This window comes from Clostridioides sp. GD02367, assembly GCF_045900275.1.
In the GTDB taxonomy this organism is placed as follows: domain Bacteria; phylum Bacillota; class Clostridia; order Peptostreptococcales; family Peptostreptococcaceae; genus Clostridioides; species Clostridioides difficile_A.
In genome coordinates this window covers 54925-76787 of sequence record NZ_JBJODK010000008.1, presented here as the reverse complement: position 1 = coordinate 76787, position 21863 = coordinate 54925, and the positions used below count along the sequence as shown (strand labels likewise).

The 21863-nt window shown below is 29.2% G+C and carries 22 protein-coding genes; 4 read left to right on the top strand and 18 right to left on the bottom strand.

What is annotated here, in order from left to right:
* Positions 1–19: 19 nt before the first annotated feature.
* From ortB to Q3223_RS12230, 4 genes are all read right to left on the bottom strand, one after another.
* A complete protein-coding gene (gene ortB / locus Q3223_RS12245; protein WP_176702550.1) occupies positions 20–1453 on the bottom strand; it encodes a 2-amino-4-oxopentanoate thiolase subunit OrtB in 1434 nt (477 codons plus the stop codon).
* Positions 1446–1754, bottom strand: coding sequence for a 2-amino-4-oxopentanoate thiolase subunit OrtA (ortA, locus tag Q3223_RS12240; protein ID WP_407812046.1), 309 nt, complete (start codon positions 1752–1754; stop codon positions 1446–1448). The genes ortB and ortA overlap by 8 nt, the downstream gene beginning before the upstream one ends.
* A gap of 34 nt (positions 1755–1788) precedes the next feature.
* Positions 1789–2856, bottom strand: coding sequence for a 2,4-diaminopentanoate dehydrogenase (ord, locus tag Q3223_RS12235; protein ID WP_407812045.1), 1068 nt, complete (start codon positions 2854–2856; stop codon positions 1789–1791).
* 222 nt (positions 2857–3078) lie between these two features.
* On the bottom strand, positions 3079–4479 hold the full coding sequence (locus Q3223_RS12230; protein ID WP_407812044.1) for a sigma-54 interaction domain-containing protein: 1401 nt from the start codon (positions 4477–4479) through the stop codon (positions 3079–3081).
* A gap of 250 nt (positions 4480–4729) precedes the next feature.
* Here Q3223_RS12230 and Q3223_RS12225 point away from each other — a divergent pair, with 250 nt between their 5' ends.
* Positions 4730–5551: an MBL fold metallo-hydrolase gene (locus Q3223_RS12225; protein ID WP_054268954.1), complete on the top strand. Its 822-nt coding sequence runs from the start codon at positions 4730–4732 to the stop codon at positions 5549–5551.
* A gap of 199 nt (positions 5552–5750) precedes the next feature.
* Here the strand turns inward: Q3223_RS12225 and Q3223_RS12220 are convergent, their stop codons facing one another.
* The 10 genes from Q3223_RS12220 to Q3223_RS12175 form a co-directional block, all read right to left on the bottom strand.
* Positions 5751–6074 (bottom strand): hypothetical protein, encoded by a 324-nt coding sequence (locus Q3223_RS12220; RefSeq protein WP_167639809.1) that lies wholly within the window; start codon positions 6072–6074, stop codon positions 5751–5753.
* Positions 6075–6090: 16 nt separating this feature from the next.
* Positions 6091–7398 (bottom strand): M20 family metallopeptidase, encoded by a 1308-nt coding sequence (locus Q3223_RS12215; protein WP_223152939.1) that lies wholly within the window; start codon positions 7396–7398, stop codon positions 6091–6093.
* 62 nt (positions 7399–7460) lie between these two features.
* On the bottom strand, positions 7461–7940 hold the full coding sequence (locus Q3223_RS12210; RefSeq protein ID WP_054268951.1) for an L-2-amino-thiazoline-4-carboxylic acid hydrolase: 480 nt from the start codon (positions 7938–7940) through the stop codon (positions 7461–7463).
* Positions 7941–7986: 46 nt separating this feature from the next.
* A complete protein-coding gene (locus Q3223_RS12205) occupies positions 7987–8835 on the bottom strand; it encodes a PTS system mannose/fructose/sorbose family transporter subunit IID (protein ID WP_054268950.1) in 849 nt (282 codons plus the stop codon).
* Positions 8835–9590 carry a PTS sugar transporter subunit IIC gene (locus tag Q3223_RS12200; RefSeq protein ID WP_021383017.1) on the bottom strand — a complete coding sequence of 252 codons (756 nt, stop codon included), beginning with the start codon at positions 9588–9590 and terminating at the stop codon, positions 8835–8837. The genes Q3223_RS12205 and Q3223_RS12200 overlap by 1 nt, the downstream gene beginning before the upstream one ends.
* 26 nt (positions 9591–9616) lie before the next feature.
* Positions 9617–10105: a PTS sugar transporter subunit IIB gene (locus tag Q3223_RS12195; RefSeq protein WP_054268948.1), complete on the bottom strand. Its 489-nt coding sequence runs from the start codon at positions 10103–10105 to the stop codon at positions 9617–9619.
* A 17-nt stretch (positions 10106–10122) separates the two neighbouring features.
* Positions 10123–10524 carry a PTS mannose transporter subunit IIC gene (locus tag Q3223_RS12190; protein ID WP_074179975.1) on the bottom strand — a complete coding sequence of 134 codons (402 nt, stop codon included), beginning with the start codon at positions 10522–10524 and terminating at the stop codon, positions 10123–10125.
* A gap of 2 nt (positions 10525–10526) precedes the next feature.
* Positions 10527–11024: a PTS sugar transporter subunit IIB gene (locus Q3223_RS12185; protein ID WP_223152938.1), complete on the bottom strand. Its 498-nt coding sequence runs from the start codon at positions 11022–11024 to the stop codon at positions 10527–10529.
* Positions 11025–11047: 23 nt separating this feature from the next.
* Positions 11048–11452, bottom strand: coding sequence for a PTS sugar transporter subunit IIA (locus Q3223_RS12180; protein ID WP_054268945.1), 405 nt, complete (start codon positions 11450–11452; stop codon positions 11048–11050).
* Positions 11453–11681: 229 nt separating this feature from the next.
* On the bottom strand, positions 11682–14249 hold the full coding sequence (locus tag Q3223_RS12175; protein WP_407812043.1) for a sigma-54-dependent transcriptional regulator: 2568 nt from the start codon (positions 14247–14249) through the stop codon (positions 11682–11684).
* Positions 14250–14414: 165 nt separating this feature from the next.
* Between Q3223_RS12175 and Q3223_RS12170 the strand changes: the two genes are divergently transcribed.
* Together Q3223_RS12170 and Q3223_RS12165 are read left to right on the top strand one after the other, a co-directional pair.
* A complete protein-coding gene (locus Q3223_RS12170) occupies positions 14415–14771 on the top strand; it encodes a hypothetical protein (protein ID WP_407812042.1) in 357 nt (118 codons plus the stop codon).
* The gene (locus tag Q3223_RS12165) at positions 14711–15160 is read left to right on the top strand and encodes a hypothetical protein (RefSeq protein WP_407812041.1); all 450 of its coding nucleotides are present in this window, start codon (positions 14711–14713) and stop codon (positions 15158–15160) included. The genes Q3223_RS12170 and Q3223_RS12165 overlap by 61 nt, the downstream gene beginning before the upstream one ends.
* Positions 15161–15965: 805 nt before the next feature.
* Here Q3223_RS12165 and rlmD read toward each other — a convergent pair.
* The 3 genes from rlmD to Q3223_RS12150 are packed head-to-tail and all read right to left on the bottom strand — an operon-like array spanning position 15966 to position 18396.
* On the bottom strand, positions 15966–17321 hold the full coding sequence (gene rlmD / locus Q3223_RS12160) for a 23S rRNA (uracil(1939)-C(5))-methyltransferase RlmD (protein WP_054268942.1): 1356 nt from the start codon (positions 17319–17321) through the stop codon (positions 15966–15968).
* A gap of 23 nt (positions 17322–17344) precedes the next feature.
* Positions 17345–18067, bottom strand: a complete 723-nt coding sequence (locus Q3223_RS12155; RefSeq protein ID WP_054268941.1) for a pseudouridine synthase — start codon at positions 18065–18067, stop codon at positions 17345–17347.
* A complete protein-coding gene (locus Q3223_RS12150; RefSeq protein WP_003427754.1) occupies positions 18067–18396 on the bottom strand; it encodes a DUF1904 domain-containing protein in 330 nt (109 codons plus the stop codon). The genes Q3223_RS12155 and Q3223_RS12150 overlap by 1 nt, the downstream gene beginning before the upstream one ends.
* 192 nt (positions 18397–18588) lie before the next feature.
* Here Q3223_RS12150 and fba point away from each other — a divergent pair, with 192 nt between their 5' ends.
* Positions 18589–19515 carry a class II fructose-1,6-bisphosphate aldolase gene (gene fba / locus Q3223_RS12145; RefSeq protein WP_054268940.1) on the top strand — a complete coding sequence of 309 codons (927 nt, stop codon included), beginning with the start codon at positions 18589–18591 and terminating at the stop codon, positions 19513–19515.
* 239 nt (positions 19516–19754) lie between these two features.
* Here the strand turns inward: fba and Q3223_RS12140 are convergent, their stop codons facing one another.
* On the bottom strand, positions 19755–21386 hold the full coding sequence (locus Q3223_RS12140) for a sigma-54-dependent Fis family transcriptional regulator (RefSeq protein WP_054268939.1): 1632 nt from the start codon (positions 21384–21386) through the stop codon (positions 19755–19757).
* Positions 21387–21863 lie beyond the last annotated feature (477 nt).

Sequence of the window (21863 nt, the reverse complement as noted above, 5' to 3'; positions counted from 1 at the left end):
AATTAAAAATTAGTAATTATTATAAATTATTTAATGTATCAACAACAAAATCTCTCGAACTTTTTACTTCTTCCATTAAATACTCTATATCTTGATTACTTAAATTATCAACATTCTCAATGTTATTGTTGGATATACAATTTTTTATAAACGATTTTCTTATTTTATTCATATCAATGTCAACACATTTTAATAATTCTGGCCTTTCTGGTAATATTAAGTTTACTCCTGCAATCTCTTCTCTTGGATTTCCAAATTTTATATCTATTCCATTTTCTCTTGCAAAGGTAAGTTGTGGACATATATGTTTACCTGCTCCTGTATACTCTGTTTCTTGTACTACTATAACTTTATCTTCATCCAATTCTTGAGCTAAAGAGAATGCTGCTGCTAAAGATGTATTTCCTGCAGGGCCTCTTTCTATTCCTTCTAGTTGTGCCAATAATTCAGTTGTATAAAAAACTTCTCCTTGTTTTACTAATACATATCTATCCATATATCTAAGCGGCCTAGCTGCAGACCTAGGTACATCTGACCTATCAGGCCACGTACAGAATGGTATACCAAAACCTGTATGCCCCGTTGTAAATGATTTTTTATTAAATTGATTATCACTAGCCATGTGTAATCCTTTTAAGTCAACACTTGCTCCTACTACTTTAGTATTAAGAGAACCAGCTTTTATCAATCCTCTTGCAGTTCCAGTGAGATTACCTCCACCTGCATTTGTACAAACAACTACATCAGGGTCTTTTTTATATTTTTCTCTAAATTGAATAGCCAACTCATACCCTAAAGTCTCTACACCTGCAATTCCAAATGGTGAATATAATGATGCATTAAAATAGCCTGTTTCTTCTAATAAAACTAAGAATGTATAAAATAATTCTGGTCCAACAGTTAATTGAATAACTTCTGCTCCATATGCCTCACATTTTCTAGCTTTTTCTATAATTTCAGGTTGACCTATACCATTAGAATCATAACACTCTTGAACTATTATACATTTTAGACCCTGCATAGCTGCTTGAGATGCTACAGCTGCACCATAGTTCCCACTAGTAGCTGCTATTACGCCTTTATATCCCATTTTTTTAGCATGATATACAGCAGTAGCTGCTCTTCTTGCTTTAAAGCTACCAGATGCATTCATTGCTTCATCTTTTACAAATATTCTAGCTCCTTTACCCTCTGGAGCACATTTTCTAGCTAATTTAGTTAAATTTTTAAGTTCTATTATGGGAGTATTCCCAACAGCATATTGTGACTGAATTACTTCAATATCCTGTAATGTATATCCTGTTTCACCCATCATTTTTTCATAATCAAATCCTATTCCTTCTTGTTCAAAAGAAGAGTAATCCAATCCAATCGCATTTTTCATTATTTCATTATTTCTTCCCATAACAGCTTTATAACTCATATCTTTCATTGATGCTGTATTATTATTCATTATATACACCTCCAAATAATATTTCTTTAGCCTGTATTCCTATTTGGAGTAATTCTGGTATACATTTACCATAATCATGAGTATAATATGGATTTACTTTAAGTAAATTACCTTTTACAAGTCTACCTGTAATTGTTTTAACTTCTACTAAATCACCTATAGAAGCATCCTTTTGTATAAATCCTTTAACCCACATTTCTAAGGATACTTTCTTAGTATCCTCTGGAACTTGTGGAGCTCTTTCTTCTGGAATCAATACTATATTGTGTATAATAACCCAATCATTAACTTTAGCATCCATTTTTTCATCTCCTTATTAACCAACTATTATTTTATTAATTAGCCTTTGATTCTTCCTCTAATTCAACTTCAATCTGATTTCTTACATCTCCCATTATTGCTCTAGGCACTGGTATATCTAACATAGTTTTAAGACCTGGTCTAGCATTTATTATTAATGGAATAGAGTTTACTATCATTGCATAAGTGCCCACTCCTCCAGGTATCTCAGGATTTATTTGTAAATCAATGTTTGGTATACCTTTTATTGATACATAATCTCCTGTTTTAATACCTTCTGCTTCAGGTATTATCTGTTGTGGATGCTCCATTTCAATCAAAATATCTCCATTTACACATCCATATCCACATTGTCTACAACCAGCAACATTTCCAGCCAATGCCTCTCCATACTTAGATTTTCTATCTACTGTAGTCATTATTGGTTCTTTTGTTTGTTCTATCTTATCTAGTTTCCATCCTAATCCATCAGCTATCATATTTATTGATTCTACAAATCCTACATGACCTGCTATAGTATTATTTTCTACACCTTTTATGAATTCTTCTCTTGTTACTCCTACACCTTGTTCTACCATAACAGATTTTCCAAAAGGAGATAAATCATTTACTCTCTTAGCGTTTATACTAGTAACTTCCTCACAAGTTCCTGAAAGTGCTAATACTAGTAAATCCAACACAAATCCTGGATTTATTCCTGTTCCAAGTATACTTACTCCATTCTCCTTTGCAACTTCATCCATTTTTTTAGCTAAATCTTCATCATCAGCTTGTGGATATGCCATTTGCTCTGCTGTTGATATAACATTTATTTTTCTATTTAACAAGAACATTATTTTATCAAAAGCCTTTTTAGTAAATGAATCAGTTGCTAATAAAACAACATCTACACTTTTTTCTTTAAAAACTTCTTCATAATTTCCATTGATAATAACGTCTGGTCTTTCTCCTCTTTCAATTTCTAAGATGTCATACATGCTTTTCCCAGAAGTACTTCTACTACAAACAGATACTATTTCCATACCTTCTTTTTTTAGAATCATATTAGCCATACCTATTCCCATAGCTCCAAATCCCCATATTCCAACTCTTACTTTTCTCATATATACACCCTCCTAAAAATTTATATATTCTCAATAAATAGTTAAAGCATAAATCATGCCAACTTCAAAATTAAAGCAAATATTTCTTGAAACGTTGAAACTATAATTATTTTGTTATGTGTTTTCATAAATAAAAAATTATATCTATTTTGAAACATAAAAAAAAGAGCAAAAAATTTTGCTCTTTTATAATAATTTTGCTCCTTTATTTTTCTTTTTTATTTATAAGATTTTAATATTATATTTTTTTATTTTATATTGTAAGTTTTGCCTATTCATACCTAAGATTGATGCTGCTTTAGTTATATTGTACGATGTTTTTTCTAATGATTCACATATATACTTTTCTTCTATCTCGCTAATAATATTATTAAGTGTCTTGTCCTCCAAATCATTTAAAGAATAATCGTTACTCTCTTTATTCTCTTTAAGATTGTAATAGTCATTTATATTAATCATACTTGTTTCTATTTGTACCTCGTCCTCCATCATACTCATAGTACAATAAATTATGTTTTCTAGTTCTCTTATGTTACCTTGCCAGTCATAATTTTTTAAGGTTTGGATAGCTTCATCTGAAATTCCTACCACTTTTTTATTTAATTTTTTGTTATACTTTAAAATAAATTTTTTGCATAACAAAGATATATCTTCTTTTCTATCTCTAAGAGGAGGAATTTTTATATGAATTATGTTAAGTCTATAATATAAATCTTTTCTTATTTTATTCTCTTTCAAAATAACTTTTGGACTTTCATTTGTTGTTGCAATAATTCTTACATCAACAGGTATATCCTTAGTTCCACCAATTCTTCTTACATAACCTTCTTGCAAAACCCTTAGTAATTTAGCTTGTAACATAATAGGCATAGAATTTATTTCATCTAATAATAAAGTTCCTTTGTTAGCTTGTTCAAACAAACCTGGTCTATCTACTGCTCCTGTAAATCCTCCCTTGCTAGTCCCAAATAGTATTCCTTCAAATAGTGACTCTGGTAGAGCTGCACAATTTTGTGCTATAAACGGATAATTTTTTCTATTACTTCCATAATGAATGGACTGACTAAATAACTCTTTACCCGTTCCAGTTTCTCCATATATAAATACTGAAGCGTCAGACTTACAGGCTTTCTTAGATTTTGTTATTGCCTCTTTAATCAGATTACTTTCTCCTAAAATATCATCAAAGTCATAACCTCTCTTTTGTTGATTATTAACTTTGTTGATTAAATTTTTTTTATAGTTTCTGTTTAATAAAGTTTCTATAGTTGTCATATTTTTTGATATTTCAAGTGCTCCTACAAATTCCCCTTTAATATCAATTGGTATTGTAGTATTGATTGCTGTTATTTCTTTACCATTTTTATCTAGATATTTTTGAACATTGTCTTTGATAATTTTCCTTTTTTCCAAAACTTCTACTAGTGTACTTCTATTTATTTTCATTTTGCTGACTATATCAAAAAATGAATTCGTTAAAATATCTTGTCTGTTCATTTTTTCCATTTTTTGTACAGAATCATTGTAGATTATAGTTTTCCCTTCTTTGTTAACAAAATGGACCCCTTCGTCAATATTTTCTAATATTTCATTCATTATTTTAAAAAATATCTCTTGGTTCAACTATATCACCCCAATACTTAAATATATAAAAACCCAAAAAATTAATAAAATGGTATTACTGTATTTATATTATCATATATTTATGATATTTTTTATGCACATTGTATTAATATATTTTTAAGTCCATTCATATATTTCTGTTATTTCATATTTATACATGATATAATCTACTAAATAAAAATTTTGTTAAGTAGTTTTAATTGTAGATTATTTATATAATCTAATATTTTAATAAGGAGGTATGATAACTTTGAAATTAAAAATTATTGGTAGTGGTGGTATGTCAATTATTCCAAGTTCATTTTGTAAATGCAAAATATGTGAAGAAGCTAGGAAAAAAGGTGGAAGATATGAACGCTTAGGCCCAAGCCTATATATTGATGATATAAAAATGTTGATAGACACACCTGAAGATATTGCAGTGGCTTGCAACAGGCAAAAAATATCACAAGTAAAGCACCTTTCGATTTCTCACCATGACCCAGACCACGTTAAAGGCATTAGAATCGTTGAAAAAATTGGCTATGATTTTATTGCAGATAAAAATACTCCTATTGAATTTTATGCATTGCCTGAAGTGATTGAAGATATAAATCGAATGAACCTTGATTGTCTTAAATATTATGGGGATGTTCTACACTGCATTTCTGTTAATGAAACTTCTCATATAAAGATAGATAATTTTGATATTGATTTGTTTAACAACAACCGAGATAGGAATATAACGTTCTATGTTATCAGAGAGAATGATAAAAAAGTCATATATGCTTGTTGTAATCCAAAACCATTTACTCATAATGATATGTACTTCGATGCAGATGTTTTAATAATCAGTTTAGTTTCTGATGATGGCATATTAAATGATGGAACAGAACTTAAAGATGCACCATTCAAAGATGAAATATTTACTTTGGATGAAGTTATAGAAATTAAAAACTATTACAGAATTAAAAAGGTTATAGTTACACATATTGATGAAATGTGGGGGAAATCCTATGGTTATTATAGTGAATTAGAGAAGGAGCTTGATAATATTTTCTTTGCTTATGATGGTATGGAGATTATAGTTTAAAGTATCAAGTAATAAGCATAATGAATAGTTGGTAAATTTCAATTTAGCATTGTAGTCAAAAGCTGTGATTTCAAAGTGTCACAGCTTTTAATAAACTTGTTCCTAGTTACAAATATTTTGGAAACAAATTACATTTGCTAAACAGATTGTAGTTCTTCTTGCTTTTATTATATTACAAAATTAATAATAAGATACAATTTTACATAATTTTATTATCAACTATTTCATTAGCCTTATCTAATTTATCTTTAGTAAAATTAGATAATATCTCTAACTTTTTTTCTGATTTTTTAATAATTTTACTAAGTGTTGCTGCTATTTCTATTCCTATTTTCCCAGTTCCAGGTATACTTACCTCTAATGCATCCTTAATTATGTTCGTACTTAAATAAAGTTGAATTTGTTTTATCTCTCCTTTTATCTGTCCTAAAGCACGGAAAATTGCATATACTATAGCTATTGGTTCAGTACACCCTTCTGCAGAAACAACCTCTATTTTTAAGATATCTATATATTTGCACATAATATCTCTTATCCTTTTACAATTCTAATAGTTTTATTAAAGCCAAGGTATATATCTCCATATTCTTTCGTATATGCTCTATCGATACTCTTTCATCTGCTCCATGACCGCCAGTTTTATACGCTAAGAACTTAGGTCCAAACGCCACCATATCTTTAAACCAACTTGCATATGTACCACCACCCATAGCAATTGTATATCCATTTTCATCTGTTATTTCTTCATATGCTTCTAATAACTTTTTAAGTACTAAATTATTCTCATCCACATAATGTAAGTCCTTATGAGTAATAATCTTTATTTTCCAACCATTACAAAAAAACTTTTTGAATCTATGTATTATATTGTTTAAATCTATATTTTTGCCATACCTTATATCTAGTTCACATATGATTTTTTCCTCATTTGCTTTTAATATTCCTAAATTTAAAGTAGTGCTTTTGAATACCTCATCATATTGATTAATTCCCAATGCATCTCCATAATAGTCACTACAAAGGTATTTTGAAATTAATTCTATATCTTCTCTATACTGAAAATCCATATTATCTTCAACTATCTTTATTACCATTTTAGATATAGCATTTTCTCCCTTTTCAGGATTACTTGCATGCGTAGCTACTCCTTTAGTAGTCAACTCTGAAATAATTCCATTAATAATTTTTGCAGTACAATAAGATGGAACAACATTTTCTTTAGTTCCTCCCCTCACTATTATGTAAGGTTTACTTATATCAATTTTAATCTCTTTTTCTATCCTTATATGAACTCTTCCTTTTTCTCCATTAACCACTGGATACATAGCATCTGGAGTAAAGCCCATACTTGGAATTTCTTCACCTTTATCTAGATAATATTTGATACACTCCATACCTGTTTCCTCATTTGTACCAAAAATTAATCTTATTCTTTTATTAATTGTAGGGTACACATCCTCTATGTTTTTCAATACATGTATAAGCATAGATACAGCGCCCTTATTATCTATGGCACCTCTTCCATAAATAATATTGTCAATTACTGTTCCCGAAAATGGATCTACACTCCACCCATCTCCTGGTGGAACTACATCTAAATGCATTGGAATTCCTATTAATTCTTCTCCTTCTCCAATTTCTGCATATCCAATATAATTATCAATATTTTTAACGCTAAAACCCAAACTAGCGCAGTAATCTAAAGTTTTTTCTAAAGATTTTTTAGGTCCTATACCAAAAGGACATTGTGAAATAGGTTCACCTTGTTGTGTATCAATTTTTATTAATTCTTTTAGGAATTCTACTGTTCTATTTAAGCTATTATCTACACTTCTGCTTATATCCATAAATCAACCTACTTTCTGTTTTTTTAAAGCCTGTCCATAAGGACAGGCTTTTACATTAAAAACTATTTTCTTGTAAATACTAACTCGCAAACTTCATCATCATGAGCACATTTTTGAGCAAACTCTAATCTAACACCTCGTGCACAATCAACTCTTCCATAATCACCATAGCAAGCTAATCTACAAATTTCTTTTCTTTCTTCTTTATTTAATCCATATTCTTTCCAAGCAGCATCTAATGGACAGTGATGGAATTTTAAAACTCCATTTTCATCTGTATTTTCTACTAATTCCATTTCAAACACTTTTTGTCCTTTACTATTATATAACATTTCCGCCATTTTTCCTGGAGTATCTGCTACGTTATATTTTTGACCTCTCATTTTACCAAATCCGTATATTGCTTCTTTACATATATCATCTGGATTAACTCCTAATTTTTCAGCTTCTTTCATAAGAAGATAGAACCATACTGCTCTTTCTCCTGTTGCTCCCCTAATTCCTTCTAAATATTCCTTTTCTGTATACATTTTTTCTGACATTTCTTTCTCCTCCTAAAATTAAATTCTATATTTTAATCATTGTAAATTAGAATATTCCAATGAATGATCCTACTAATGCTACTACAACTAAAATTACTAACAGCTTAGTTATTGTCCACTTCTTGTATTTCATTCCCCAATATACAAAGAATACAACACCAAGTGGTAATAAGCCTGGAGCAATCATATTTAATGTATCTTGAACAACAATTGCTTTACCACCAATATTAAATGATAATGGTGTTGAAAGCTTAACTGTAGTTGCAGATAATGCTCCCATCATAAACATTCCTAGAATTGAAGCACCATCAATTATCTTATTGACAATACCACCTGATAGAATTTTCTTAATTGAATCTCTACCTAAAGAATATCCTAAATGGAATAAATAATAGCCTTCACAAAATAGTAATATACTAAACATTATTGGGAAAAATGCACCTATAACACTTCCTTCTGCACCAAATGAAGCACCTAAAGCTAGGAATATTGTTTGAAATGTACCAAAATCTAAAGTATCTCCAATTCCAGCCAAAGGTCCCATAAGACCATTCTTAACACCTGAAATAACTTCTCCTGGGATTTTTCCTTCAGTAGCTTTTTCTTCTTCCATAGCTAAAACTGTACCATGAATTAACCCTCCCCATATAGCTTGAGTATTAAAAAATTGTAAGTGTCTCTTTAATGCATCTACTAAATCTTCTTTTTTCTTATACAACTTTTCTAAAGCTGGAGTGAAACTTGCACAAACTGCTAATGCTTGCATTCTTTCAAAAGAGTTAGATAATTCTGCTGTCCACCACCATCTTAGATATGTTTTTGTTACATCTTTTTTCGTAAGTACTCTTATCTTATTAACTTCAGTTGTACCTTGTTCATTTTTAATATCTTGCATTATACTTCACCTACCCTTTTATCTTCTTTCATAAATGTAACTAAAAGAGCTATACAAACACCAAATATTGCAGCTGCAGTAATTGATATTTTAAAATATTGAACCATAAAAAATCCTATAATAAACATTGGTAAGAATTTATTTTTACCTATAGTAAATATTGTTGTTGCAAAACCTAATGCAGGTAATATACCACCCATTACTGTTAATCCATTCATTAACCATTGTGGTATAACATCTAATAATGATTGAACTAAATCTGCTCCAAAAAAGTTACATACAAAAACTATTGGAAATCTCAAAAAAAATCCAAATATTAAAGAGTAAAGTGTTGCACATCTCCAGATACCTTTTGTATTACCTACTTCAGCATACTTATCTGCCTTATGAACTAATACAGCATTACCAGTTCTTCTTAAGTTATTAACTAATACTCCTATAACACCTAAAGGTACTGCAATAGATACTGCAACTTCTGCATTAACACCAGTTTGAAGTGCTACTGGTATTGCAATAAGAGCAGCTAAACATTTATCAGATGGAATATTTCCTCCTGCTGCAACCATTCCTAGATAAACCATTTCTATACTTGCACCAACAATCATACCAGTTGTTACATCACCCCAAAGTAATCCAAGGCTAAAACCTATAAATAAAGGTGACTTTAGTGTTGAGAAAAGAGTATATCCTGCAAGACCTGCTGCAAACCAATACCATAATCCTGTTACAATTGCCAACATCAAAACAGATTCCATTTATAATTCCTCCTTATTTATAATTTTTATTTAAATTTCTTTAATGCATTTTCATATGTCATAGATGATTCCTCTGGTATAACTTGTAGAACTATTTCAACCCCCTCTTCATTAAGTTCATTTAGTTGTTCTACATCTTCATTTCCTAATGAAACAGCTGTAAATACCATCTTCTTTCCTGCTTCATTTGGAATGCCTCCTAATTGAATCTTTTCATATTTAAGTCCGGCCTTATACGCTTTACTTGCCATATCAACGTTCTTAAATAGAATAAATATATTTTTATCTCCTAAAGTATTGTTTTGGAATGCTTGTCCTGCATCTTCTGCTGTTAAAATAGATACTTCTACTCCTGATGGTGCTGCCATTCTATATATATCAGCCATAAATTCATCTTGACCTAAGAAGTCATCAACTATTATTATTTTTTGAGCTTGAGCGATTTTCACCCATTTTGTTATAACTTGTCCATGAATTAATCTGTGATCTACTCTTACTAATGTTATTTTTGACATTATATCCACCTCATAATTTATATTTTTTTAAATTCTTTAATTAAATCTACACAAAGGTTATTATTCTTTTTCACAATTCTTTCTGGTAATGTATGTACTTTATCGTCCTTGCTTAATTCTTCATCTACTATTAAAATTGTCTGTAAGCTAAGTCCATTTATTGCATCTATACCTCTTCTTATAGCAATAGCTATTGCAACACTTGATGTAGACCCCCCATAAAGATCTGATATTATAATTTTCACATCTTCTTTATCTACTACTTCTTCAACCTCTTTCATGAATACAGAAACATCTTTTTCAGAGCTTAGTGATAAAACTTCGTATTGATTTGACAATCCAAAATTTTCATTCGCTTCTTCTACTAATACCTCTCCCCAAGTTCCATGGCAGAGTATAATTGCCTTATATTTATTCATTACTAAACAAACTCTCCTTTATAGCGATTAATACTGTGATTTAATTCTACTTCATCATCATCAGGTACCATTTGAATTGATACATTAATATTTTTTTTAATAAATGCATATATTAAAAGAAACTCTTTTTTATTAATGTATACATTTTGAGATATTTTCTTTTTTCCTATCCCTGTAGGTATTCTTCCAATAATAAGTTTTTTAATATCGATTCCTTCCTCTATCATTCTATTTGCAGTATCTAAGTTTTTAATTAATACAAAAACGTTATCATCAGCTTGGTTATTATAAAAATACCTCCTTGATTCACTTACAGTTAATATTGATAAATCAATATTTTTTGGTGCTGCCATTTTTATTAAACCTTTAGAAATAACATCATTGGTTGTTTCATCATCTACTACTACTATTTTTTTAACACCTAGATGCCTAACCCATTTATATATCACTTGACCATGTATTAATCTATCATCACATCTGCAATATTCCACTAAAGACATTTTTAATCGAACTCCTTTTTATATTACATTGAGCTAAGAACTTTATTAATATTGTTTATACCAGTTTTTCCAGCTTCAATACATGCATCTGCTAACTCTTCTAGATTTTTTCCTTCTCTATTAATTAAAGCTTCAAGTAGCATTGGAAGGTTTACTCCAGTAAGTGCATGAAAGTCTCCACCTTTTTTAAGGTTTAAACTTGCGACATTACTTGGCGAACCTCCTAATAGGTCAGCTAATACTAAAACTCCGTCACCTTCATCTAATTCATTTAACTTTTCTACAAAATTTCTATTTAAGTCTTCAATATTATCATTCCTATTTAGTTTAATTGCTGCTGTTCTTTCTGCTGGTCCTGCAATAAGTTCACAGCTTTTTATAATTTCTTCACTAAAACTCCCATGAGTCATAACTATTATACCTATCACCAATCTCACCTCACTTTTTTTGTCACTTTTTATATAAGCAATTGCCATGCCAACGTATGTGTATCAATAACAAGTGGCTATTCTGCAAGATTTAACCAACCCTTTTTGCTTAATTTATTAAAAAAACTTATTCTTTCAATATGTATCAAAATCTTTTTCCGACCTGTATCAAATCTGTATCAAAAAAAGTAAAAAAAAGATAGCCTTTTGGCTATTTTTAAATTTTGTATCAACTTTTAAATTTATCTGTATCATATTGTGATTCAAATATATCTAATATATTTGCATATTCCATATCTGAAATAATTATATCGAATGTCTCTTCTACAAGCTTAAAATTTTCTTTTATAACTAAATATAATTCTTTACTTCTACTAATTCTTTCTTCGTATAATTTATAAACTAAAGACTCTTTTATTATTATTCTTTCAATCATACATGAACAATGAAATATAAACTTTACTAAAAGCTCATCTTGAATTACTAAAGAATAATGTTCACTAATCCTATTAATTACTTCTTTTAATATAAAATAAGCTTTTTCCCCATTTAAAAAGGTCAAAGTCTTACTAATATTGTCAATTAGTAATCTATCAAAATATCTACCACCATTATCTTTTTCAGCATATGTAATTTCCATATCTCCATAATGTTTCTTTATAGATTCTATAATATTAAAATATAATTTCTCTAATGTCATTTCAGGAGTTAGAGCCTTTCTAGTTGCTTCTATTACAATAGGTGTACTTACCATATCTATTGCTTTTACTTCTTTTCCAGTAGCATCATGAATAACTTTAGCAAATGTTAAAATAGATCCCATATCAGTTAAAATTAAAACTCCCTTTCCTTTATCAATTTCATTGGCTATTTCTACAGCTTGGACTAAAATATCCTGAACTCTATCTTCTAGCCCCATATTGATTGCCACTGCATGGTTACAATCCAGTAAAGTATTAGCTACATTTACCATGCTAGATGCTGTAGATTCACCATGCATTATAACTAATATTGCTATACTTTCCTCATTTAATCCCACATAAGATAAATAAAGAAACGTTGCTAAAAAAATTGCTTCATCTTCTGGAAACTCAACCCCATACATTAATGACATGTTAGATAATATTTCTTTTGCTATGTCATATTCATATGCTCTTTCCTTCATAATTTCATCTTTATTAGGATGTTTTACTATGTTCCCAATCTTTATTCTTTCAATTAAATTCTGAATGTGTAAGGCTATAGCTTTTATTAATTTATCTAATCCTTCTTTTCTACTCCATTTATCATGCTTTTGTAAAATATACTTCACAGTAGTTGCAATTGAATCATTAACAATATTGTTATAAGCTGTTTGATTACTACTATTATATATAAAAGTATTCATTAAATTATAGGAATACTTCTGTATATCTTCATCTATAAAGCTTCTAATTTGTGACTCTTTAATACCTTCTTGTTGAAGTTTATCCCAAGTTTCTTTTATCATTCCATAGAAATCTAAATCATATTTTTTATTTTCTATTAATAAATTTTCACTTTCAAAATTCTTTTCTTCTGGTAAAAAAATAATATCATCTTTCCCAATAAAACTGAAATTCTGTACAAACTCCTCTTTTCTGTTATTTCCATACAACGACTCTCTAATATTGTTTGGTAGAAGAGAAAGTCTTACATATACACATTCCATTTTATAGGTCATATAGTCTAAGAAAGCTCTTGCACAAATTAATTGTATGTCGCTTTTTAATTGTCCTATATTTCCCTTACACTTATATAAAATAAATGCCTTAATAACTTCTTTTGAAACCTTTAACTTAACACCAATCCTAATACTTTCTTCTTTAAAAAAATAACATATAAGCCTCATTCTCTCCTGAAAGCCTCTTTCCTCTAAAGACGGAATCTTTATAGTTACAGGTATTCTTCTTAAAAACGTTTCCAACATTGCTGTTTGTGGATCTTCTGTAGTAGCCGCAATTATCATAACCCTACACTCATGTACCTTATTAGTCTCTCCTAACCTTCTATATATACCTTTATCCATAAGCAGAAATAGCATTTCTTGTCCCTCTGCAGATAACCTATGAACTTCATCTAAAAACAATATCCCATTATTAGCCTCATGTACAATACCATACTTATCTTTATCAGCCCCAGTAAATGCCCCTTTTACATATCCAAAAAGTTGCGCTAATAATAATTGCTGATTATCAGAATAATCAGCACAGTTAAATATGATAAATGGTGCATTATCACTATTTTCTTTTATAGTTAAGCTATACTTATACATATATTCTGCAAATATAGATTTACCAACTCCTGTAGGTCCTATTATTAATGTACTCAAACCCTTAGGTGGATATATTACTGCTGCTTTAGCTTGCTCTATCTGGGACTTTAAACTTCCATCATACCCTATTAAATTAAAAATATTGTTCTCTTTTTTTATGCTATCTACAATATACTCATCTTTGATAGAATCATTCTCACTATATTCATTTATAGAGTTAATATTATCAAATATCCCTTTATTTAGTTTCTTTCCTAAAATACTCTCAATACTTTCTTTATATAAGTACTGAACAGGTTTTCCTTTTATCTTTATAATAATACTTTCCTTTATCAATTGATTTAATTCCTTACTAGCATTACTTCTATTTATACCTACTTCAGTAGCAATATATTCTGCATCAAATCCAAATCTAATGCCATTATTAAGGTTCAAGTGTTCCTCTGTTAGCCTTTTCAAGCAAATTAAAACTTTTTCTTTCCTTGATAGCTTCTTTTGTATCATAGTTGACCTCCCCCATAAGCAGTAATACTGTTAAATATTTATTATTAAGCTTAATTCTACAATATTTTAATATTTTTGTCTAATTGTGTAACTATTGATTTTATTTCTGGTTCGTTTTATAATATAAATTACGTTACCCTCATCTTTTATAGAGGAGGAATTTATATGAATTTTTTATCAGATTTACACACCCACTCTATAGTCAGTGGTCATGGCTATAGCACTTTGTTAGAAAATATTAATTATTGTAAAGAAAATGGAATTAAGATACTAGGTACATCTGAACATGGTCCTAAGATGCCTGGTTCTCCCCACAAATGGTACTTTCACAACATTCAAAATATTCCAAGAATCATAAATGACATTATAATCCTAAGAGGATGTGAAGCAAATATACTAGACACTGAAGGAAGCATAGACCTAGAACCCTTTGTCATTCCTCGATTAGATTATATATTATCTTGTCATTTCATGAAGCCGTTTTTTCACCAAATACATTGGAGAATAATACTAAAGCCTTAATAAATGTAATAGATAAGCATGATAATATTGAAATATTAGGTCACCTTGGAAACCCAAACTACCCAATCGACTATGAATTAATCATTAAATTAGCCATGGAAAAGAATATATTAATAGAAATAAATAATTGTTCTATCAAAGGCGTGTCAAGAAGTGGTAGCTTGGATAATTGTAAGTATATTGCTACACTTTGCAAAAAATATGGTGCTAAAATCATACTAACTTCAGATGCTCACATTTGTTTTGATATAGGTAACTATGAGTATTCTGAGAATATCTTAAAAGAAATTAATTTTCCAGATGAATTAATAATGAATTATCCTAAAAAACTTGTTAATCATTTTCACCAAAAAGGTAAATTGCTAGATGTTGATTATACAAATATTTAAGTAATAATACATGCTTGCTTTAACTCTTATAAAAATCTTAATACTATTTATATTAATGAAATGATGAAATTATAATGAAGATGATATTTGATAAACTAATAAATTAGGACATTTCTAATAAAATATATATTATTAGTATTGATAGTTTAGGAGAAGCAGATAAAAGTACACTTGCTAACTCACTAAAATTACAATTAAAAAATTTGAATTATCCTTCTTACATCTTACACATTTATGATTTTATACATCTTAAGTTAATTAGATATAATAAATTCTAAAGAAGAGTGATATTGTTATTACAACATCCAATAGAAATATAATTATTTACCAAATAAAATTTTAGTTTCTATAAAAATAAGAATAAAATAGTATAAATAAAATGATAGATATATAAGTAATTTAGAAGATATAAAATGTAAATAGTAAAATAGGTACTTCTCCACTTAAGAAAAAATACCTTGGAATATTATCCTATTGAAAATGCCAATCTCATATTAACTACAAATAGACTATAATTTATGTATTTGTCTACTTTTTATGTGCTTACAAAAAGGTACTATACTATCAATGTTTTAGTATAGTACCTTAAGTGAATATTTATAGTGTAAATTAAATTTTTTCATCTATATCACAAGTAATTATTTACTATTACAAATCTATTGTATATACTTTACTCTAAATTAATTTGGAGTCTGGAAATATTTTTAAAAGCATTGTAGAATAAATTTGCTACTTAAAAATAATTATGGTGGCAAATCGGTGGCAAATCCACCTTTATAACATCATTCAAACAGCTAGAATCCTGTTATTCTCTAATAAGTTTAACTACAGTCTCGCAATGAGGTGTATTTGGGAACATATCCATACACTTAACCATCTTAATCTCATAACCATAACCCTTAAAATCAACCAAATCAACAACCAAAGACTTAGGATTACAAGAAATATAAACAATCTCCTTAGCGCCAAATCCACAAATATCCCTAATAGCATCCTTATGAATACCTGGCCTTGGAGGGTCAACAATAATCAAATCAGGCTTGTCCTTCAAATCCTTAACAACCTTAGCCACATCTCCAGCAATAAACTCACAATTAGTAAGCCCATTCAACTTCGCATTCTCATTAGCAGCAACAACAGCTTCCTCGACTATCTCAATACCATACACCTTCTTAGCTGCACCAGCCATAACCTGTCCAATAGACCCAGTCCCACTATACAAGTCAAACACAACCTTATCATTGTAATCTCCAATAAAATCCCTAGCAATACTATAAAGAACCTCAGCTCCCTTAGTATTAGTTTGGAAAAATGAAAATGGAGAAATCTTAAACTTAAGACCTAAAATTTCTTCTTGTATATAATCTCTTCCATACAATACTCTTAACTCATCACATTGGACTGCATCTGCTAAACCATCATTAATAGTATGAAGTATCCCTACTAACTCAGCTTTGAAATCAATCCCTAAAAGCATCTCTTTAAATTCATTCATGTCAAAATCTTCTTGAGAAGAAGTTACTATATTAACCATAATCTCATTAGTATGAATCCCTTTTCTAACTACAAGATGTCTCAAATATCCTTTATGATTCATTGTTCTATAATAAGGAAGCTCTTTTTCATTAAAAAACTCTACACTAGAAACTAATATTTTTGAGAAGTCTTCATCAACTAACATACACTCCTCAACAGTTTGTATATCTATATGCTTTCCTTTTTTATGAAGCCCTAATGTCAAAGGTCCATTTTTTACTTCATCTCCAAAAGTATACTCCATCTTATTTCTATAATATTTGTTTTCTGGACTTCCTTCTATCCCTAAAAATTGAAATCCAAATAAGTCTTGCTTTAAGAATAAATCCATAACTTGTTTTTCTTTTATTTCCAATTGCTTTTCATATGGTACTGATAGTAATGTACATCCTCCACACTCTCTAAAATGCTTGCAAGCTTCTTCAGTTTCAAGTGGTGAGTACTCTAATAATTCTATCATCTTAACTTCGGCTTTCTTACTTCTAACTTTTTTAACACCAGCTCTTACCTTTTGACCACTTATTCCACCCTTCATGTGAATAACTCTGTCTCCAATTTGACCTAATGATGTACCACCAAATTCCATTTTATCTATTTCAAATTCTACAATATCCTTTTTCTTCACAAACCTTCCTCCAATTTATTATATTATCTTTCTTCAATCATCTTTACTTCTTCATCTGTTAACTCTCTATACTCACCTAATTCTAGGCTCTCATCCAATTTCAAATTACCCATAGACAATCTTTTTAAGTATACTACTTTTTTGCCTACACTTTCAAACATTCTTTTTACTTGGTGAAACTTACCTTCATGTATTGTAAGTTCTATCTCTGATTCATCATCACTCTTTAATATATTTAACTGAGATGGCATAGTTTTATATCCATCATCAAGCACTACACCTTCTAAAAAAGCTTCTACATCTTCTTCAGCAACTACTCCATCAATTTTTGCATAATAAGTCTTAGGCACATGCTTCTTAGGAGATAAAACTCTATGAGAAAGCTTCCCATCATTAGTTAAAACTAATAATCCCTCTGTGTCTTTATCTAGCCTACCAACAGGGAATGGCTCAAAGGCTAAGTATGATAAATCAATTAAATCTAAAACCGTTGGGTCATATTTATCAGTAGTTGCTGATATATATCCATCTGGTTTATTCATCATTAAATATATATATTCTCTATATATAACTTCTTCTCCATTAAACAATATCTCATCATTTTCAGTGTCTACTTGAGTTCCTGGATTTGAAACTTCACTTCCATTTACTACTACAGACCCCTGCTTACAATACTTCTTTATTTCACTTCTACTTCCATAACCTAAATTTGAAAGAATTTTATCTATACGTTGCTTTTTAGCCATTAAAAATGTTCTCCATTCTCATAATATTTTTCTTTTTCAAATACTGTAAATGCTAAATCCATACTTTCTACATCTAAATTATTTCTTATACTATCAGTTATTATTCTTGCTACTATATCTTGTACTTCTTGCCCTCTATCAAACCAAGCTACTTCAACAAAAGGATATACATCTGCTATTTTACCATCTCTTATTGCAACTGACTTTATACATTCTATTTCAAAATAATCTCTTGGGCATTTTACAGCTTCAACTAAATCATCTATCATCTTTTCACTTATTTTGCATATATCATTTTCATTAATTCCTCTAATTTTTATCTGTGGCATTGTTGGGTCTCCTTTATCTTAATTCTTCTTAAAACGTTCATATTTTTTATTATTTTATCTAATCCTATTATCTTATATTTAACATTATACTTGTAATTTATAGTTATTACAATTTACTATATACTTTTTTTGATTTAACGTTATAATATAAGTGATGGGTAAATTTTAAAAGTTAATAGGAGGAGTTTTAAAATGGCATTAATTACTACAAAAGAAATGTTTAAAAAAGCTTATGAAGGTGGATTTGCTATAGGTGCATTTAACATAAGTGACTTAGAACAATTACAAGGTGTTTTAAAAGCTGCTAAAGCTAAAAATTCTTATGTTATGATACAAGCTTCTATGTCAGCTGTTAAATATGCTGGACCTCATACATTAGTTGAAATGGTTAAAGTTGCTTCTGATGAAATAGGTGTAGACGTAGCTCTTCACTTAGACCATGGCCCAAATATGGATGCTATTAAAACTTGTATTGATGCTGGTTTCTCTTCAGTTATGATAGATGGTTCTCATTTTGACTTTGAAGAAAATGTTAGAATAACTAAAGAAGCTGTTGAATATGCACACTCTAAAGGTGTTGTTGTTGAAGCAGAACTTGGTGTTTTAGCTGGAACAGAAGATGATGTTACTTCTGATGTTCACAAATATACTCAACCAGCTGAAGCTGTTGAGTTTGTTGAAAGAACAGGAGTTGATTCATTAGCAATAGCTATAGGAACTTCTCATGGAGCTTTCAAATTCAAAGGAGAAGCTAAATTAAGATTCGACATACTAGAAGAAATCCAAAGCAAATTACCAGGTTTCCCAATAGTTCTTCATGGTGCATCTGCTGTTGACCAAAATGCAGTTGCTACATGTAATGAATTTGGTGGAAATATAGCTGGAGCTAAAGGTGTACCTGTAGAAATGTTAAGAAAAGCATCTTCTATGGCTGTTTGTAAAATAAACATGGATACTGACTTAAGACTAGCTATGACTGCTGCTATCAGAAAATTCTTAGCTGAAAATCCAAAAGAATTTGACCCAAGAAAATACATTGGTGCTGGTAGAGATGCTATACAAGCTGTAGTTGAAAGCAAAATAGATGATGTTTTAGGTTCTGCTAACTCTATAAACTAATATAACTTTTAAATATTTATAAAAGAAAAGAGATGACTTGGAATAATTAATTTTATTTCTAAGCCATCTCTTTTAAGTTGTACATACATTTCCCAAAAAGGTTGTCCAAAATCAACATAACTTAATCTATTCTTTTTTTAAGTTATGCCAAACAGTTTATGCTTTCTATGTAATCGACCATCATTAGCTCTTAAAAAGTAAGACTCCATCAATTCTAATTACTTTTCTAAGCTAATTGACTATACATGAATGTGTCCACTTTTTATCTTTCTATGAATAGTAGAAGGATATATACCTATAACTTCAGCAGCCTTTGTTATTGAACCATACTTATTTATAGCCTTACTTATCATTATTTGGTCTACTATTTTATATGCATCATTAAGATTCATAATTCCATTTACCACTATTGGTGATAAATCATCTGTTTCATTATCAATCATATCTAGATTTATAAGCATATTAAATTCATCTTCTCCAATTACATTTTTAGCTGATAAAACTACGAATCTTTCAATGATATTTTTCAATTCTCTTATGTTACCTGGCCAAGAATATTCTTCCAATAACTCAATAACCTTAGGTGAAACTTCTACTTCTCTATTATACTTTTCATTGTAAAGCTTTAAGAAATAATTTACTAATGGTACTATATCTTCTTTTCGCTCTCTAAGTGGTGGTATTTTTACTGGAATAACACTCAATCTATAGTATAAATCTTGTCTAAATTTAAGATTATTTCTAAGGTCTTCATGAGAAATATTAGTAGCACTTATATATCTAACATCTATCTTTATAGGTTTGCTACCACCTATTCTAGTAATCGTATTTTCTTGTATAACTCTAAGTAATTTTTTTTGCATCTGCATTGGTAACTCACCTATCTCATCCAAAAAGATAGTTCCACCATTTGCCTCTTCAAAAAGTCCCTTTTTACCTTTTTTCTTAGCTCCAGTAAAAGAACCTTCTTCATATCCAAAAAACTCTGATTCTAATAGTTCATTTGGTATAGCTCCACAGTTTATTGCGATAAAAGGTTTTTCCCTTCTTGAACTGTACTTATAGATAGTTCTTGCTATTATTTCTTTTCCTACACCTGATTCTCCATTTATAAATATAGAAGAATCCGAAGCTGCAGCTCTCTTGACAACTTTTTTTATGTTATCCATAATCTTACTTTGACTTATATACTCTGTATCCTCTGACATATCACTATATCTTATCTGAGATTCAAGCTTAATGACCCTTGAAATATCTCTTCCTGTAAGTACTCCTCCTGTAAGTTTTCCTTTAGAGTCCCATCTTGGAACTGCTGTATAGGCAATAAGTTTTCCATCAGGGTAAACGATATTTCTATAAATCTTTTTCTTCACTTTAAGCATATTTAATATTATTGGTTCTTCTACTAATCCTTGTCTTACAAGGTCCGTTATATTTCTACCAAGTACTTCAGTTCTTTTAAAAGGTAATATCTCATCACTAACATTATTCATCTTTTCAATTACCCCATCTTTGTTAAATACAACGACAACTTCATCTATATGTTCTATTATATCCTCAACTACTTTATCCGATATTACAGATTTCTCAAATAAATAAACTATAGTATTTTCATTATTATTATCTTTCATATTGTATATATGTGCATTCATTCTTAATTCTCTGAAAGCTATTTTCTTTTTACTATCTGTCAGAATTTCTTTTTTGTCAAAGTTAGAATCTAATTCATTTATATTTTTAGGCTTTTTTATATCTAGAAAACTAAAAATACTATCTATTAGATGATTACAATATATTATTTCGCCTGATTCCTTACATAAAATAGCTGGATTTTCTACATGTTCTATAAGCCCTATTAAATTATTATCCATTAATATTCGCACCTTTCATTAAGTAATTTATTGAACTACATACAAAATTTATTGTTTGCTTACAATAAATACCATTAGCACATACAACCAACTCCTCGTAATATTTGTCTTTTTAAATAGCTTCCTTCATTAAAATGTAACTAAGATATAATTTTAATGATTATAGTTTGTTAAAAATTTCATTTTGCTTTTAATTGTATTTTATCACACATTTAGTAATTATTTGTCTATTTAGTACAATTTAATTAAATTTAAGATTTATTCAAAAAAAATAAAGATAATCCTTATAGGGTATGACTCACATTTTGTAAGCAATACACATATAAGGATTATCTAGATTATCTTGTATTGTAAAATTTTATTCAAACAGACTTTTTAATAACTGACAAATACAAACTAGCAACAACTTATCAAAGGGTTAATAATCATGTTACTAACTAATAAGACTTATTCAATCAGTAATATTTATATAATTTG